This window comes from Streptomyces sp. NPDC004284, from assembly GCF_042874035.1.
GTDB lineage: Bacteria > Actinomycetota > Actinomycetes > Streptomycetales > Streptomycetaceae > Streptomyces.
Genome location: NZ_JBIAMJ010000007.1, coordinates 88,355 through 102,724, shown reverse-complemented (window position 1 = coordinate 102,724; position 14,370 = coordinate 88,355). Strand labels below are relative to the sequence as shown.

Sequence of the window (14,370 nt, the reverse complement as noted above, 5' to 3'; positions counted from 1 at the left end):
CGCCCACAACGTTCACCACGCCAGGTCCTCCAGCGCGTCCAGGTCCGGCACCGCCATCGGCGCGGGTTCCGAGCCGTCCGCGCCCACCCGCAGCTCCGCCCAGATCGTCTTGCCCCGCCGGGCGTAGCGCGTGCCCCAGCGCTCCGCGTACTGGGCGACCAGATACAGCCCGCGCCCGCCCTCGTCCGTCGCCGCCGCGTGCCGCAGGTGCGGCGAGGTGCTGCTGCCGTCCGAGACCTCGCAGATCAGGGTCCGGTCGTGGAGGAGCCGTACGCGCACGGGATCGGCCCCGTACCGGACCGCGTTCGTGATCAGCTCGCTCAGGATCAGCTCCGCCGTGAACGCGAGCCCGTCGAGCCCCCACTCCGACAGCTTCGCCGCCGCCGCGTTCCGTACCGGCGACACCGCCGACGGATCCCGGGGCACCTCCCACTCGGCGATCCGGTCCCGGTCGAGCAGCCGCGTCTGCGCCACGAGCAGCGCGATGTCGTCGCGCGGCGCCGGCGAGAGCAGCGTCGCGAGCACGTCCGCACAGGTCTGCTCCGGGCTCCGGTCCGGCTGCGAGAGCGTCGACCGCAGCAGCCCGAGCCCCGTGTCCAGGTCCCGCCCGTGGTCCTCCAGGAGCCCGTCCGTGAACAGCACCAGCTTGCTGCCCTCCGGCAGCCACAGCTCCGTCGACTCGAACGGCACATCGCCCAGGCCGAGCCCCAGCGGCAGCCCCGGCGACAGCTCGGGGAACTCCACCCGCCCGTCGGGACCCACGAGCGCCGGGCCCGGATGCCCCGCGCTCGCCACCTGACAGAGCCCGGACGCCGGATCGTAGATCGCGTACAGACAGGTCGCGCCCATGATCCCCCCGTCCCGCCGCCGCGCCTCGCCGTCCGTCCCCTCCGACTCCCGGTCGTCGATCCGCCCCGTCAGCTCGTCGAGGTGCCCGAGCAGCTCGTCCGGCGGCACGTCCAGGGTCGAGAAGTTGTGCACCGCCGTCCGCAGCCGCCCCATCGTCGCCGCCGCGTGCAGCCCGTGCCCCACCACGTCCCCCACCACGAGCGCCACCCGCGCCCCCGGCAGCGGGATCACGTCGAACCAGTCGCCGCCCACCCCCGCCTTCGCCGGGAGGTAGCGGTACGCCACCTCCACCGCGCTCTGCTCGGGCAGCACCCGGGGCAGCAGGCTCCGCTGGAGCGTCACCGCCATCGCGTGCTCCCGGGTGAACCGGCGCGCGTTGTCGATCGCGACCGCCGCCCGCGCCGCCAGCTCCTCCGCGAACGACAGGTCCTCCTCCCCGAACGGCTCCGGGGTGTCCGCCCGCCAGAAGTTCGCCATCCCGAGGACCACCCCACGGGCGAGCAGCGGCACCGTCAGCAGCGAGTGCATCCCGTACGCGAGGGCCTGCGCCGCCCCCTCCGGATCCTGCGCCCGCCAGCCCTCCGCCGCGGCCAGCTCCGGCTCCACCACCGCGTGCCCCGCGCCCAGGGCCTTCGCCATCGGGGTGTTCCGGACGTCGAAGTGGACCGTGTCCCCGACCGGCTGCAGAGGCTGGTCCGGCCGCAGCCCGCTCAGCGCCGTCCGCCGCATCTCCGTGGCCGCGGCCGCCGTCGCCGGAGGCTCCTCCCCGCGCAGCACCGGCTCCAGCAGCTCCACCGTCGCGAAGTCCGCGAACCGGGGCACCGCCACCTCCGCCAGCTCCTCCGCCGTCCGTACGACCTCCAGCGTCGTCCCGATCCGCACCCCCGCCTCGTACAGCAGCTGCAGCCGGCCGCGCGCCACCGCCGCCCGGCCGGTCACGGCCGCCAGCTCGGTGGTGTCCCGCATCGTCATCACGCACCCGGACTCCGAGCCGTGCGTCAGGGTGGGCCGCACGCTCACCGCGAGCAGCCGGTCGCCCGCCCGGTGCACCTCGTCCGTCGCCGCCCGCCCCGACTCCAGGAGCTCGACCGTACGGGGATCGAGACCGAGCTCCGAGACGTGCCGCCGCTCCGCCTCCGCCGTCAGGCCGAGCAGCCGGCGCGCCTCGTCGTTGGCGAGCAGCAGCCGGTGGTCGGCGTCCATGATCAGGACCCCTTCCCGCACCGCGTGCAGCACCGCCTCGTGGTGCTCCTTCATCCGGGTCATCTCCGCCGGCCCGAGGCCGTGCGTCTGCCGCCGCAGCCGCCGACTCACCAGCGCCGCCCCGCCCACCGCCACCGCCAGGGCACCGCCCGCCGCCCCGACGAGCAGCGGCAGCCGCCCCCGCGCCGCGTGCGAGATGCTCTCCACCTCGATGCCGCTGCTGACCATGCCGACGACCCGGCCCCGCGCGTCGAACACCGGCACCACGGCCCGTACCGCGTCGTTCGGCGCGCCGTGGAACAGCTCCGTGAACGCCTCGCCGTTCACCGCCGCCCGCGAGAGGTCCCCGGTCGCCTTCCGGCCGATCAGCGCAGGGTCCGAGTCCGTGTAGCGCACCCCGGTCGGGCTCAGGACCGCGATGAAGTCCACCCCCGTCGCCTTCCGGGTCGCCTCCGCCCGGCCCTGGAGCTGCCCCGTCGGATCGGGCGAGATCAGCGCCGCGTCGATGCCCGGCGCGTTCGCGAAGCCCTCCGCGACCGCGAGCGAACGGATCCGGGCGTCCCGCTCGGTGTCGCTGCGCGCCTGGTGCAGCGTCACGAACACCGCCGCCAGGATCACCAGGAGCGCGATCAGCGCCTCGAGCGCGAACACCTGCCCGGCGACGCTCCGCAGTCCCGTGCCCCGGCCCTTCCCCTTCCCCCGCCCCGCTCCCCGGTCCCCGGCCGTCATCCCGTGCTCCGGGCGATCAGGAGCGCCACGTCGTCCGGCGCGCCCGGCCGGCGCAGCGCCTTCAGGAGCCGGTCGCAGGTCTCCTCCAGGGGGCCGCGGTCCTCGTCGAGGAGGCGTACGAGCAGGGCCAGCCGTTCGTCGATCCCCTCCGTACGGGTCTCGATCAGGCCGTCCGTGTACAGCACGAGGAGATCACCCGGCCGGAACGGCACCCGGGCCGTCCGGAACACGCCGCCGCCGACCCCCAGCGGCACCCCCGTGGAGAGCCGCACCAGCTCCGCCGGCCCGTCCGCCGGGACCCGGACGGGCGGCAGATGGCCCGCGTTCGCGATCCGGCACCGCTGCCGCACCGGATCGTGCACCGCGAACAGACAGGTCGCGATGTAGTGCTCCAGACCCGCCGTGATCCGGTCCAGATGCCGCAGGACCTGCGCGGGGGACAGATCGAGGTCCGCGAACGCGCAGGTCGCCGTCCGCAGCCGGCCCATCGTCGCCGCCGCGTCGATCCCGCTGCCCATCACGTCCCCGACGACCAGCGCCGTCTTGCCGTCGGGCAGCGCGATCACGTCGTACCAGTCCCCGCCGACCTCGCTCGACGCGTACGCCGGCTGATAGCGGGCGGCGACCTCCAGGCCCGCCCGGTCCGGCGGCGCGGCCGGCAGCAGACTCCGCTGGAGCGTCACCGCCGAGTTCCGCACGCTCTGGTACCAGCGCGCGTTGTCGATGCTGACGGCCGCGCGCGCCGCGAGCTCCGTCGCGAGGAGCACGTCGTCCCCGTCGAACGGCAGCGCGTTGCGGTCCCGCTTGAGGTCCAGCGCGCCCAGCACCTCGCCGCGCGCGATCAGCGGCACCGCCAGGTACGAGTGGACCCCGGCCCGTGCGAGCAGCTCGGCGGCCTCGGGGCTCCGCGCGATCCGCGCCAGGTCGCCCGGGCCGACGTGCTCCACCAGGACCGGCAGACCGGTGTGCACGCACCGGGTGACCAGCCGGTCCGCGCCGTACATCGCGACCTCCCCGGGCGGATCCGCCGCCGGCAGCGCCTCCGTGGGGCCCTCGGCCTTCACCGCGAGCGCGCGGAACAGCTCCGGACCCTCCTCGGGCGCCCCCGGCCTGCGCAGCGCGAGGACGGAGTCGAGGACGTCGACGGCGGCGATGTCCGCGAGCACCGGCACCACCACCGAGGCCAGCTCGTCGGCCGTCCGCTCCACCTCCAGGGTGGTGCCCACCCGGGTCGAGGCGTCCGCGATGAGCGCGAGCCGCCGCCGGGACCGGTCGGCGTCCGCGTCCGCCCGGTGCCGCTCGGTCACGTCGATCACCGAGGCCGCGACGCCCAGGATCCGGCCCTCGGAGCCCTCCAGGCGGAACAGGGAGACCGACCAGGCGTGGTCGTGGTCCGGGTCCGCGGGCGTCCGCCCCACCATGGGGCGGTCCAGCAGCGGCTCCCCCGTCGTGAGCACCGTGTGCAGCGCGGCGTCGAGGGCCACCGTGTCGAGCATCGGCAGCATGTCGCCGATCCGCCGCCCGAGGTGCTCCCGGGCGGGGATGCCGTTGATCCGTTCCAGGGCCTGGTTCACCAGGACGTAGCGCAGTTCGGTGTCGAGGACGGCGAGGCCGATCGGCGACTGGGAGACCAGCCGGTCGGAGAGCGCCAGCTCGGTCTCGATCCGCTCGACGGCGGTGCCGTCGGCGGCGATCCCCAGGGCGTACAGGTCGCCCAGGTCGTCGGTGAGCCGCATGTTCCGGAACTCCACCCGGCGGATGGAGCCGTCCTTGTGCCGTACGGGAAAGGTGCCCGCCCAGGCCGTGCCGCCGCGCAGCACCTCGCCGAAGAGGCGCATCGCCTCCTCGCGGTGCTCCTCGCCGACGATCAGCCGGGCCACGTAGCGGCCGAGCGCCTCGTCGGCCCGGAATCCGAAGAGGGCCTCCGCCTGCGGGCTCCACAGCACGATCCGGCCGCGTGCGTCCACGACGACGGCCGCGACGCCGAGCACGTCGAGGAGCCCCTTGCCGTCCAGGGGCACCCCCACCCGCCCCGTCGTCCCCGTGCCGGGGAAGGATCCAGCGGTCACGCTGCCCTCCTCCCGCCGCGCCCGCGCCTCCCCTCCATGCTCCCCGCCCGTCCCCGGGCCCGCACCGCGAGCCCGGGGACGGGCGGGGAGCGGTCCCGGAGGTCAGTCGCTGCGGGCCAGGAGGCCGCGGCGGTACGCGCCGGGCAGGAGCGCCGCCACCCAGGCGAGCCCCGCGACCGCGAGCAGCGGGAGCAGGACGCGGAAGTCGGCGAGGGCGACGAGGCCGGCGCCGAGGGCGATGGCGAGCGCGTTGGGGGCCATGACGAGGGTGTTCGCCGTGGCGGCGACGCGGCCGACGGCCTCCGGCGGGGCTTCCTTCTGGACCGCGGTCATCACGGCGATCACGACCCACGGGAGTCCCAGGCCGATGACCGCGCTCGCGGCCAGGGCCGTCGCGTCGTACGGCAGTGCTCCCCGTACCCCGATGGCCACCGCGAACAGCGCGAGGCCGGTGACGGCGAGGGCCCGCTCCGAGATCCGGTCGAGGAGGGGGCCCGTGAGCAGGCCGGCGAGGACCGAGCCCACGCCCTGGACGGCGTAGAGGACGCCGGCGTACGCGGGCGCGTGCCCGAGCCCGCGGTCCACCACGGTGTAGATCGCGGCGCCGTTCACCCCGGCGAGCAGCATCGTGAACGCGCCCGTCGCCACGAGCGGCGGCAGCATCCGCGACTCCCGCAGCAGCCGCACGCCCTCGGCGGTCTCGCGCCACCAGTTTGAGGAATCCGGCCGGACGGGCGGCGCCTCGCGGACCGGCATCAGCGCGAAGACGCCGGCCGCGACCGCGAAGCTCGCCGCGTCGACCAGGGCGACGGGCCCGCCCCCGTACGCGGCGAAGAGGCCCGCCGCGACGAGCGGGGCGATCAGCTTCACGGACTCGTTCGCGGTCATCCGCAGCCCGTTGAAGGTGCCGAGCCGCTTCTCGTCGAAGGCGGTCGCGATCAGCGCCTGCTCCGCCGCGTCGTGGACGGTGCCCTGCGCCCCGTACAGCACGAGGACCGCGAAGAGCAGCCACACCCGGTCCGCCGACTCCACCCACAGCAGGAACGGCAGCAGGCACGCCATCGCCAGGTTCAGGACGACGAGCAGCGGCCTGCGCCGCACCCGGTCGGCGAGCGTGCCGAGCAGCGGCCCCAGGAGCACGGGCGCCCAGAGGGCGAAGGAGGCCAGGGCCGCCAGACTGTCCGACCCCGTGAGGGACTTGACCCAGATACCGGAAACCAGCCACATCGCCGTCGTGCCGAATCCGGACACGACGACACCTGTCAGATACCAACGCATGGCCGAAGGCTGGCGTCTGAGGCGGGCCCCGCGGATCGGTCAGATGCCCTAACCGACCGGGTCCGTTCCCCCGGAAACGCTGGTCAGCGCCGTAAGGACCGCCGTACACAGCGCGTCGTCGTCCGGTACGGACCGCCAGCTGCCGTGCTCCACCGGACGCTCGTCCGCGTCCAGGAACGCGCGGAGCGCGGGCACGGCGGGCGCGGCCGCCGGACCGATCTCGCCGAGCAGCCGGACCGTCTCGGTCACCGCGCGGGTGACGCCCCCGCCGGTGTACGGCTCGATCGCCGCCACCAGGGCCGGCACCACCTCCTCGGCCCGGCCGGTGATCCGCCACAGCGCCTCGCCGACCCGCAGCGGCAGCCAGCCCGTGGTGTCCGTGGTGAGCAGTTCGCGCAGCCGGTCGGCGTGCGGGGCGCCCGCCGGGCCCAGTTCGCCGAGCAGGATCGCCGGGTTGTCGTTCCCGTACGGCTCGCCGAGCCGGGGCAGGTACAGGGCGAGCGCGGGCTCGCGGTCGCCGGTGAGCCGCCCGTACGCCAGGGCCAGGGACCGCGCCGCGAAGGGCTGCCCCTCGGGCGGGGCGTCGATCAGGGCCCGCAGCCGGTCCCGGTCCACGGCCGCGGCCGCCGCCGGGCCGATCGCGGCGAGCGCCTCCGCCGCCCACACGGCGGCGGCCGTCTCCAGGAGGGCGCACAGCTCGGGGACGGCGGGCGCGGCCGCCGGACCCCACTCCGTCAGGGACTGGCACAGCGCCCGCGCCTCGTCCACCGACCGCACCGCCCGCAGCCGGGCCCGCAGCGGCGGAAGCAGCACCTCCGCGTGGGCGGCCAGCGGGCCGAGGGTCTCGCTCAGGCTCAGCTCGTGCGTCCACCAGCCCTCGGCGTGCACCGAGAAGTACCCGAAGCCCAGCCGCTCCCCGGCGAGGCGCCGGGCCAGCGGGGCGGCGCAGCGCGGGTCCCCGGTCCGCGAGAGCGCCCACAGGGCGTGGTCCTGGGCGGGCAGGTACGGCTCGCCCTCGTCGTCGGTCAGGGCGGCCAGCCGGTCCGCCCACGGCAGGGCGGCGGTCCCGCACATGCCGAGGACCCGGGCCGCGAAGAGCCGGTCGTCGGGCTCGGGGTCGTCGAGGAGCTCTGCCACCGCCGGCAGCAGCGGCGGGACGGCCGAGCGCCGGCGGCTCAGCTCCCCGGCCACCGCCTCCAGGGCCTCGCGCCGGGTCGACGCGGCCGGGTGCCCGAGCAGCCGGACGAGGTGACCGGCCCGCTCCGCCAGGGTCCCGCCGAGCAGCCGCACCGCCTGGGCGACCCGGTACCCGCCGAGGTCGCCGCCCTCCAGCACCTCGCCCACCACGCGCGCGTGGCTCCCGTCGCCGGTCCCGGGGGCGGCGGTCCGCAGGGCGGCCACGGCCCGCAGCCGCTCCCCGGGGGCCACGTCCGGGGCCGTCAGCGCCCGCAGCCGGGCGAGCGCCGGTTCCCGCTCCCGGTCCGCGTGGACGGCCAGCGCGCCCGCCGCGTCCACGAGTGTGCCCAGGACCTCCGGCACGGCCTCCCGGGCATGCCGCGCCCACAGGGCGGCGAGGACCTCGTCGGCCCGCCCGCGGGCCTCGCCGAGGGCGTCGGCGACCGCCGTCCGTACCACCGGCTCGGGGTCGTGGAGCAGAGGCAGCAGACCGGGGACCGCCAGGCCCCAGGCCTCGGCCCAGCCCCGTGCGACCCAGCGGGGCTCGACCCGGTTGCCCTCGGCGGCGACGCAGGCGATCAGCTCGATCAGGTCCCTCCGTACCAGCGTCCCGACGGCGGGGGCGACGGCGGCGCGGACGAGGAACGGGAGGGCGGCCGGGGCGGCCGACTCGACGCAGCCGCCCTGGTGGTGCACGTTCGCGAAGAGCGTGTCGGCCGCTTCGGCGGCCTCCTCCGGCCGGTACAGGGCGCGGATCAGCCCCGGGACGTCGGCCGCGGACCCGTACGCGTGCCGCAGGGACGCCCAGCCGACGGCGTCGAGCCCGGCGAGCGGGTCGCCCCCGCCCGAAGGCCGCTCGTCCCCGCCGGGCGGAAGCGGCCGCTCGCTCACGCCCGCGCCTCCGTCCGTACGGCCGCCCGCTTCTCGTACCGCAGCGCGAGCCCCGTCACCACCGCGCCGAGCCCTTCCCACAGGCCCACGCCGAGGAAGCCGGCCGGGGCGCGGCCGGTGACGACCGCGAGGGTGAAGACGGTGCAGGTGAGCAGCCGGAAGGGGACCGTCCAGCGGAAGAAGGCCTTCCAGTCGGCGAGGGCGGCCAGGACGTAGTAGACGCCCATGTTGAGCGCGGCCATCGAGGAGGACGTCAGGAAGACCAGGGTGTGGTCCCCGTCCGCGCGTCCGCCCGCGGGCACCGGTTCGAAGCCCATGACGGTGAGCAGGGCGTCCGGGGCGATCAGGCCCACCACTCCCAGGGCGGCGGCGAGCACGCCGAAGACCGCCATGGTCCAGCCGGACAGGGAACGGGGCAGACGCACGGCGGTCCTCCGTGGGACGAGAGCAGGGACACGCCCCATGATTCGAATGCGCAAGCGGATCATGGGGTGTGCCCCTGCATATCGTGCGACGGGGGCCCACGGCCAATCGGCCCCCGTCCCCTGTCACTTCACTTCAGCGCCGCTTCCATCATCTTCTGCGCCACCGGGGCCGCCAGGCCGTTGCCGCTGACCTCGGAGCGGGCCGCGCCCGAGTCCTCGATCATCACCGCGACGGCGACCTGCTTCCCGGTCGAGGGGTCCTTGGCGTAGGAGGTGAACCAGGCGTACGGCGTCTTGCTGTTGTTCTCGCCGTGCTGCGCGGTGCCGGTCTTGCCGCCGACCTCGGCGCCGTCGACGGCCGCGTTGGTGCCGGTGCCCTTCTCGACCACGGTCACCATCGCGCTGCGCAGCTGCTCGGCCGTCGAGGAGGAGACGACCCGCTCGGTGTCCCCGTCCTTGTACGAGGTCAGCGCGTCGCCGTCGGAGTCGACGACCTCCGAGACCATGTGCGGGGCGGCGAGCAGGCCGTCGTTGGCGATCGCGGCCGACACCATGGCCATCTGGAGCGGGGTGGCGGTCACGTCGAACTGGCCGATGCCGGTCAGCGCCGTCTGCGCCTTGTCCATGCCGGAGGGGTACCCGCTCGCGTAGGCGCGGACCGGGACGTCCAGCTCGGTGTCGTTGAAGCCGAACTTCTCGGCCATCGCCTTCACCTTGTCCTGCCCCAGGTCGACGGCCATCTTGGCGAAGACGTTGTTGCAGGAGTACTGGAGCGCGGTGCGGATCGTGGCGTTCTCGCAGGGCGCGGAGGCGTTCTCGTTCCTCAGGACGGTCCGGGTGCCCGGCAGGGTGTACGGGTCGGGGCTCTCGGTCGCCGTGTCCACGGAGCCGTACAGGCCGTCCTCCAGGGCGGCGGCCGCGACGACCAGCTTGAAGGTGGAGCCGGGCGGGAGCGGCTGCCGGAGCGCGCGGTTCACCAGCGGCTTGTCCGGGTCGGCGGAGAGCTCCTTCCAGGCGTCGCCGTCGTTCGACCCGGAGATCTTCGACGGGTCGTAGGACGGGGTGGAGACCATGGCCAGGATCCGGCCGGTCGCCGGGTCGATCGCGACGGCCGCGCCCTTCTTGCTCCCGAGCGCCCGGTAGGCGGCCTTCTGCACGGCCGGGTCGATCGTGGTGACGACGGTGCCCGGCTGCTGCTGCTTGCGGGTGACGGCGTCCACGGGGTTCTTCAGCCGGTCGTCGGTGCCGTCGAGGACCTTGGAGTAGATGCCCTCCAGCTGGGTGGCGCCGTACGCCTGCGAGCTGAAGCCCGTGACCGCCGCGTACAGCTCGCCGTCCGTGTAGGTGCGCTTGTACGCGAGGTCCGATCCCTCCGTCCTCTTCGAGCCGGTGACCGGGGAACCGGCCACGACGATGTTCCCGAGCGGCTGCGCGTACTGCGCGATGGTCTTCCGCCGGTTCTTCGAGTCGTCCGCGAGCGCCTTGCCTTCGTACGCCTGCACCCAGGTGGCCCGCCCGAGGAGGGCGAGCACCAGGACGAGGACGAAGACCGACGTGTGCCTGATCGTCTTGTTCATCGCACTGGTGGGGACGAACGGGCCGGTGCGGGACGTTCCGGATGTGGCCCGTTTCTCAGCGAACCTTCATGTCCGGGGGCCGTGCGATCATGCGAAGGCCCTGGGGAGGGGCCGGAGAAGCGCACGGTGGGGAGCAGGCGTGAGCAGGAACGGCGAGCGGGACGGTTCGTCCGTGCCGGACGAGGTGTGGGCGGAGTTCCTGCGGAGCTCCGCCGAGGGCGCCGGGGACGCGCCGAAGGAGCCGTCCGCGCGGGACCGCGAGGCCGCGGGCCGGCTGCGGGCCGGGCCCGCGGAGCCGGTGCCGTGGCGCGCGCACCCGCCCGCACGGGCCCGGCGGCGCACGGGCCGGTACGTGGCGGGGTTCGTGGCCGCGCTGGCGCTGCTCGTCGTGGCCCTGGACCCGGGAGGACTCGTCGGCTGGTCCGGCGGCGGGGACACGGCCGGGAAGCCCCTCGCGCAGGAGTCGGAGCGGCCCTCGGAGGCGCCGCCGGCCGAGCCCGGCGGGCGGCCCACCCTCGACGAGCCCTTCCGGGGCTCCCCGGCGGTCCGCTGGGCGGACGGCGCGGCCGGCATCACCGTGCCCCCGGCCGGGGCGACCGGCTGGATGACGAAGGCGGAGGTCGGGCGCGCGCTCGCGCGGACCCGCGACTTCCTCGCCGCGTCCAACCTGGACCCGGCGGTCCTGCGCGGCGGGCGCCCGGACAGGGCGATCGCCCTGATGAACCCGCACCAGAAGGACGTCCGGACCTTCGTGACGACCTCGCTGCGCACCCCGGGCAAGGACCACGACCCGCTGCTGCTCTTCAGCCGCTTCGACCCGGCGCAGGCGCGCCCGGCCGGGGACGTGGTGAAGACCCGCGGCCGGATGAGCTACCGGGAGGGGCGGCTCGGGGCCCTGGAGGTGACCGCCGACGTCACGTACGTGTACCCGGTCGCGCCGGCCGGCGGCGGCGACGAGGTCGTGCGCGTGATCGTGCGGCGGGAGACCGTGGTGAGCTGGGACGACCCGTCGAAGGTGGTCACCGAGAAGGGCACCTTCAGCCTCCTGTCGTACAAGACCGACATGACGAACGGCGGCTGCGACAACGACACCGGTTCCTTCCGTCCGGAGTTCGGCGGGGGAGGGACGGGCGCCGACCCGGACGGCGAGGCGGTCGACCCGTACGACCGCAGGGGACCGATCACCGACGGCGGCGGCCGCTGCGGCACGGCCACGCGGTCCTAGGGCCTGTCCGGCCCTGATCCGCCGGACAGGCCCTGGCCCGTCCCCACGAACCCCGACTCGTACGCCAGGATCACCGCCTGGGTGCGGTCGCGGGCGCCCAGCTTCGACAGGAGCGCGGCCACGTGGGTCTTGACCGTGGCGGGGCCGATGCCGATCCGGTCGGCGATCTCGGCGTTCGTGAGGCCCGTCGCGATCAGGCGCAGCACCTCCGCCTCGCGTTCGGTGAGGCGCGCGGCCCAGGACGGTGCGGCCGATGGGCGGCGGCGGGCGTGTTCGGCGGCCAGGCCCCGGACGGCCGCCGGGTAGAGGAGGGAGTCGCTGCGGGCGACGAGGCGGACCGCGCTCACGAGGTCCTCCGCCGCGGCCCGCTTCAGCAGGAAGCCGGCGGCGCCGACGCGCAGGGCGTCGTACACGTAGGAGTCGTTCTCGAAGGTCGTGACCACCACGATCCGCGGCGGCTCCGCCATCGAGGCGAGGATCTGCTCGGTGGCCCGGATCCCGTCGATCTCCGGCATCCGCACGTCCATGAGGACGACGTCCGGCCGCTCCGCCCGCACCACCGAGACGGCCTCGGCGCCCGTGGACGCCTCGCCGACGACCTCCAGGCCGGGCTCCGCGTCGAGGATGACCCGCAGGGCCGTCCGGACCATCCGCTCGTCGTCGGCGAGGACGACCCTGATCGGGGCGGTCACCGGGGGATCCTGACCGCGAGGCGCCAGACGCCGTCCGCCGGGCCCGCCTCGGCGGTGCCGCCGAGCAGCCGGGCCCGCTCGGCGACCCCGCGCAGGCCGCGCCCGCCGTCGGGCCGGGTGACCGGGGGACGGTCGGGCAGGGGGTTCTCCATGGTGATCTCCAACTCCTCGGTGCGGGCGTCGAGCCGTACGGTGACGGGCGCGCCGCCCGCGTGCCGGGCCGCGTTCGTCAGCCCTTCCTGGACGATCCGGTACGCCTCCCGGGACAGCGCCTCCGGTACGGAGCCCAGGGCCCCGCCGACGGTCAGCGCCACCCGCGGCCCGGCGCCCCGCACCAGGGCCTCCAGGGCGTCGAGCCCCGGACCGGGACCCTGCTCCGGTGCGCCGTCGTTCCTCAACAGGCCGAGGACCCAGTCCAGTTCGCCGACCGTGCGCCGGGTGGTCTCCTCGATCGCGGTCAACGCCTCCCGCACGAACTCCAGGTCGGCCCGGTCGCCGTCCAGGACCCGGCGGGCCGCGCCCGCCTGGAGGGTGACCGCGCTCAGGGCGTGGCCGACCGAGTCGTGCAGCTCGCGGGCGAGCCGGTTGCGGGACTCGGCCTCGGCGGCGCGCCGTTCGGCCGCCGCGAGCCGGTCCGCCGGGCTGGGCCCGAGCAGCCGGGGCGCCTGCCGGGCGAGCAGGGCGCCGGTGGCGGCGGCGACGGCGGCGAGCGCCAGCAGCATCAGGAGCCCGGCGGGGAGCGCCGCCCAGACCCACCAGGGCCCGTCGAGCCCCCAGAACCGGCCGAGTTCGGACTCCCGGAGGTCCGGCGAGAACGGCAGCGCCATGACCGCGACCGCGAACGGCGGCAGGGCGAGCGTCGCCCCGCTGATCAGCGCCCCGACGCCCAGGTGCAGGGTGAACCAGCCGGCCGTCCGGCCCCTGGCCTCCCGGCCGTGCGCCGGGCCGTCCGCGAACCGGTCGGCGTCCACCCCGCACAGCGCCCGCGCCGCCGCCACCGACATCGGCCGGGCCAGCGGGAAGAGCGCCGTGACGGCGGCGATCGGCAGCCCCAGGGCGTAGGCCAGGAACTGCACGCCGAGGTCGCCGGTGAACAGGCCGCCGCCTCCGAGCAGCGGCCCCGCGGCCAGCGAGCCGACCATCCAGAAGGGCATGAACAGCGCGCCGCCCAGGATCAGATGGAGCCAGCGCAGCCTGGCCCGCTGCCCGAACAGGGCCCGCGCCGGTCTCACGCCTCGGCGCTCCGGCGCCGCAGGAAGAGCGCCACGCACGCGGCGAGCAGGAACCCGGTGATCATGTCGCCAGCGTAGGACAGCTGTACGAGCCCGGGGACGTGCTTCGAGGGATCCGGGTCCGGCAGGAGGGCGACGAGCGACAGGTAGGCGCCCCAGCAGCCCACGGCACCCGAGGCCGTCCAGGCCAGGGCCAGCGTGGTGCGGACCCGGAGGCGGGCGGGCCGGCGCAGCACCAGGAAGAGGGTCAGGACGACGGCGACGGCGATGAAGACGAACCGGTCGGCCTCCAGGACGTAGTCGTCGGAGTCGCGTTCGGCGATCAGCCGGGCGGACAGGCCCGTGGTCGAGCCGGTGGCCCACAGCAGGTGGAGCGCGGCGGGCACCAGGGCGACGACCGCGCCGGCGACGGCGAGGGCCCGCGAGTCGCGCCCGGGGGTGCGGGCGGACAGCTCGCCGAGCCTGCCCTGCCAGAGGTGGCCCCAGCGGTCCCGGGCGTACAGGGCGAAGAGGGTGCCGAGGGCGAGGCCCTGGAGGATGAACCCGCCGTAGACGACGCCGAAGACCCACTCGTCCAGGAAGGGTTCGGCGGGCGCGGCGGCCTTCTCGTCGCCCGTGACGAGGGCGACCGCGAGCTGCGTCGGATATCCGGTCATGATCGGGGCGAGCAGTCCGGTCGCCGCCCACATGGGGAGGGCGAGCAGCCAGGCGGGGAACCGCCGGCCCCAGGCCTGGGTGAGCAGCAGGGCCAGGACGACGACGAGGACGTCGGCGACGACCGAGACCGCGTTGGCGATCACCATCATCTGCGGGTGCTCCAGGAGCACGCTGCCGTCCGGGATGCCGAGCCTGCCGCCCGCCACCCAGACGACCTTGAGCGAGATGTACGGGAGGCAGGCGAGGATCGCGAGGACGCGCAGCACCCTGCGGACGGCGCTCGGACGGTGGCCGGCGGCGGGCGCCGGGGCGGGGAGGTGCGCGGTCTGTGTCATGGCTCCACGCTCCCGCGCGGGCCCGCCCCGCC

At 75.6% G+C, this 14,370-nt stretch carries 10 protein-coding genes; 1 reads left to right on the top strand and 9 read right to left on the bottom strand.

Annotation, left to right across the window (positions count from 1 at the left end):
• Positions 1-12: 12 nt before the first annotated feature.
• The 6 genes from ACFYUS_RS19760 to ACFYUS_RS19735 form a co-directional block, all read right to left on the bottom strand.
• Complete coding sequence (locus ACFYUS_RS19760) at positions 13-2,781, bottom strand: SpoIIE family protein phosphatase (protein ID WP_388853286.1); 2,769 nt, start codon at positions 2,779-2,781, stop codon at positions 13-15.
• Complete coding sequence (locus tag ACFYUS_RS19755; RefSeq protein ID WP_388853283.1) at positions 2,778-4,850, bottom strand: SpoIIE family protein phosphatase; 2,073 nt, start codon at positions 4,848-4,850, stop codon at positions 2,778-2,780. Before ACFYUS_RS19755 ends, ACFYUS_RS19760 begins: the two co-directional genes overlap by 4 nt.
• 102 nt (positions 4,851-4,952) lie before the next feature.
• Positions 4,953-6,128: an MFS transporter gene (locus ACFYUS_RS19750; RefSeq protein ID WP_388853280.1), complete on the bottom strand. Its 1,176-nt coding sequence runs from the start codon at positions 6,126-6,128 to the stop codon at positions 4,953-4,955.
• 48 nt (positions 6,129-6,176) lie between these two features.
• A complete protein-coding gene (locus tag ACFYUS_RS19745; RefSeq protein WP_388853277.1) occupies positions 6,177-8,195 on the bottom strand; it encodes a hypothetical protein in 2,019 nt (672 codons plus the stop codon).
• Positions 8,192-8,587, bottom strand: coding sequence for a hypothetical protein (locus tag ACFYUS_RS19740; RefSeq protein WP_388854128.1), 396 nt, complete (start codon positions 8,585-8,587; stop codon positions 8,192-8,194). The genes ACFYUS_RS19745 and ACFYUS_RS19740 overlap by 4 nt, the downstream gene beginning before the upstream one ends.
• A gap of 161 nt (positions 8,588-8,748) precedes the next feature.
• The gene (locus ACFYUS_RS19735; RefSeq protein ID WP_388853274.1) at positions 8,749-10,197 is read right to left on the bottom strand and encodes a peptidoglycan D,D-transpeptidase FtsI family protein; all 1,449 of its coding nucleotides are present in this window, start codon (positions 10,195-10,197) and stop codon (positions 8,749-8,751) included.
• A 139-nt stretch (positions 10,198-10,336) separates the two neighbouring features.
• Here ACFYUS_RS19735 and ACFYUS_RS19730 point away from each other — a divergent pair, with 139 nt between their 5' ends.
• On the top strand, positions 10,337-11,422 hold the full coding sequence (locus tag ACFYUS_RS19730) for a hypothetical protein (protein ID WP_388853272.1): 1,086 nt from the start codon (positions 10,337-10,339) through the stop codon (positions 11,420-11,422).
• Here ACFYUS_RS19730 and ACFYUS_RS19725 read toward each other — a convergent pair.
• From ACFYUS_RS19725 to ACFYUS_RS19715, 3 genes are read right to left on the bottom strand one after another with little or no spacing between them, the layout of a single operon-like run.
• Entirely contained in the window at positions 11,419-12,114 is a 696-nt protein-coding gene (locus tag ACFYUS_RS19725; protein WP_388853269.1) for a response regulator, read from the bottom strand. The two genes, ACFYUS_RS19730 and ACFYUS_RS19725, sit on opposite strands and share 4 nt — an antisense overlap.
• Positions 12,111-13,346, bottom strand: a complete 1,236-nt coding sequence (locus ACFYUS_RS19720; RefSeq protein WP_388853266.1) for a sensor histidine kinase — start codon at positions 13,344-13,346, stop codon at positions 12,111-12,113. Before ACFYUS_RS19720 ends, ACFYUS_RS19725 begins: the two co-directional genes overlap by 4 nt.
• Positions 13,343-14,338 carry a hypothetical protein gene (locus tag ACFYUS_RS19715; RefSeq protein ID WP_388853263.1) on the bottom strand — a complete coding sequence of 332 codons (996 nt, stop codon included), beginning with the start codon at positions 14,336-14,338 and terminating at the stop codon, positions 13,343-13,345. Before ACFYUS_RS19715 ends, ACFYUS_RS19720 begins: the two co-directional genes overlap by 4 nt.
• Between the last annotated feature and the right edge of the window lie 32 nt (positions 14,339-14,370).

Coding starts and splice junctions, on each gene's coding strand:
- ACFYUS_RS19735 (WP_388853274.1), bottom strand. CDS start 10,197: ATGAACAAGACGATCAGGCACACGTCGGTCTTCGTCCTCGTCCTGGTG.
- ACFYUS_RS19715 (WP_388853263.1), bottom strand. CDS start 14,338: ATGACACAGACCGCGCACCTCCCCGCCCCGGCGCCCGCCGCCGGCCAC.
- ACFYUS_RS19760 (WP_388853286.1), bottom strand. CDS start 2,781: ATGACGGCCGGGGACCGGGGAGCGGGGCGGGGGAAGGGGAAGGGCCGG.
- ACFYUS_RS19740 (WP_388854128.1), bottom strand. CDS start 8,587: ATGGCGGTCTTCGGCGTGCTCGCCGCCGCCCTGGGAGTGGTGGGCCTG.
- ACFYUS_RS19750 (WP_388853280.1), bottom strand. CDS start 6,128: ATGCGTTGGTATCTGACAGGTGTCGTCGTGTCCGGATTCGGCACGACG.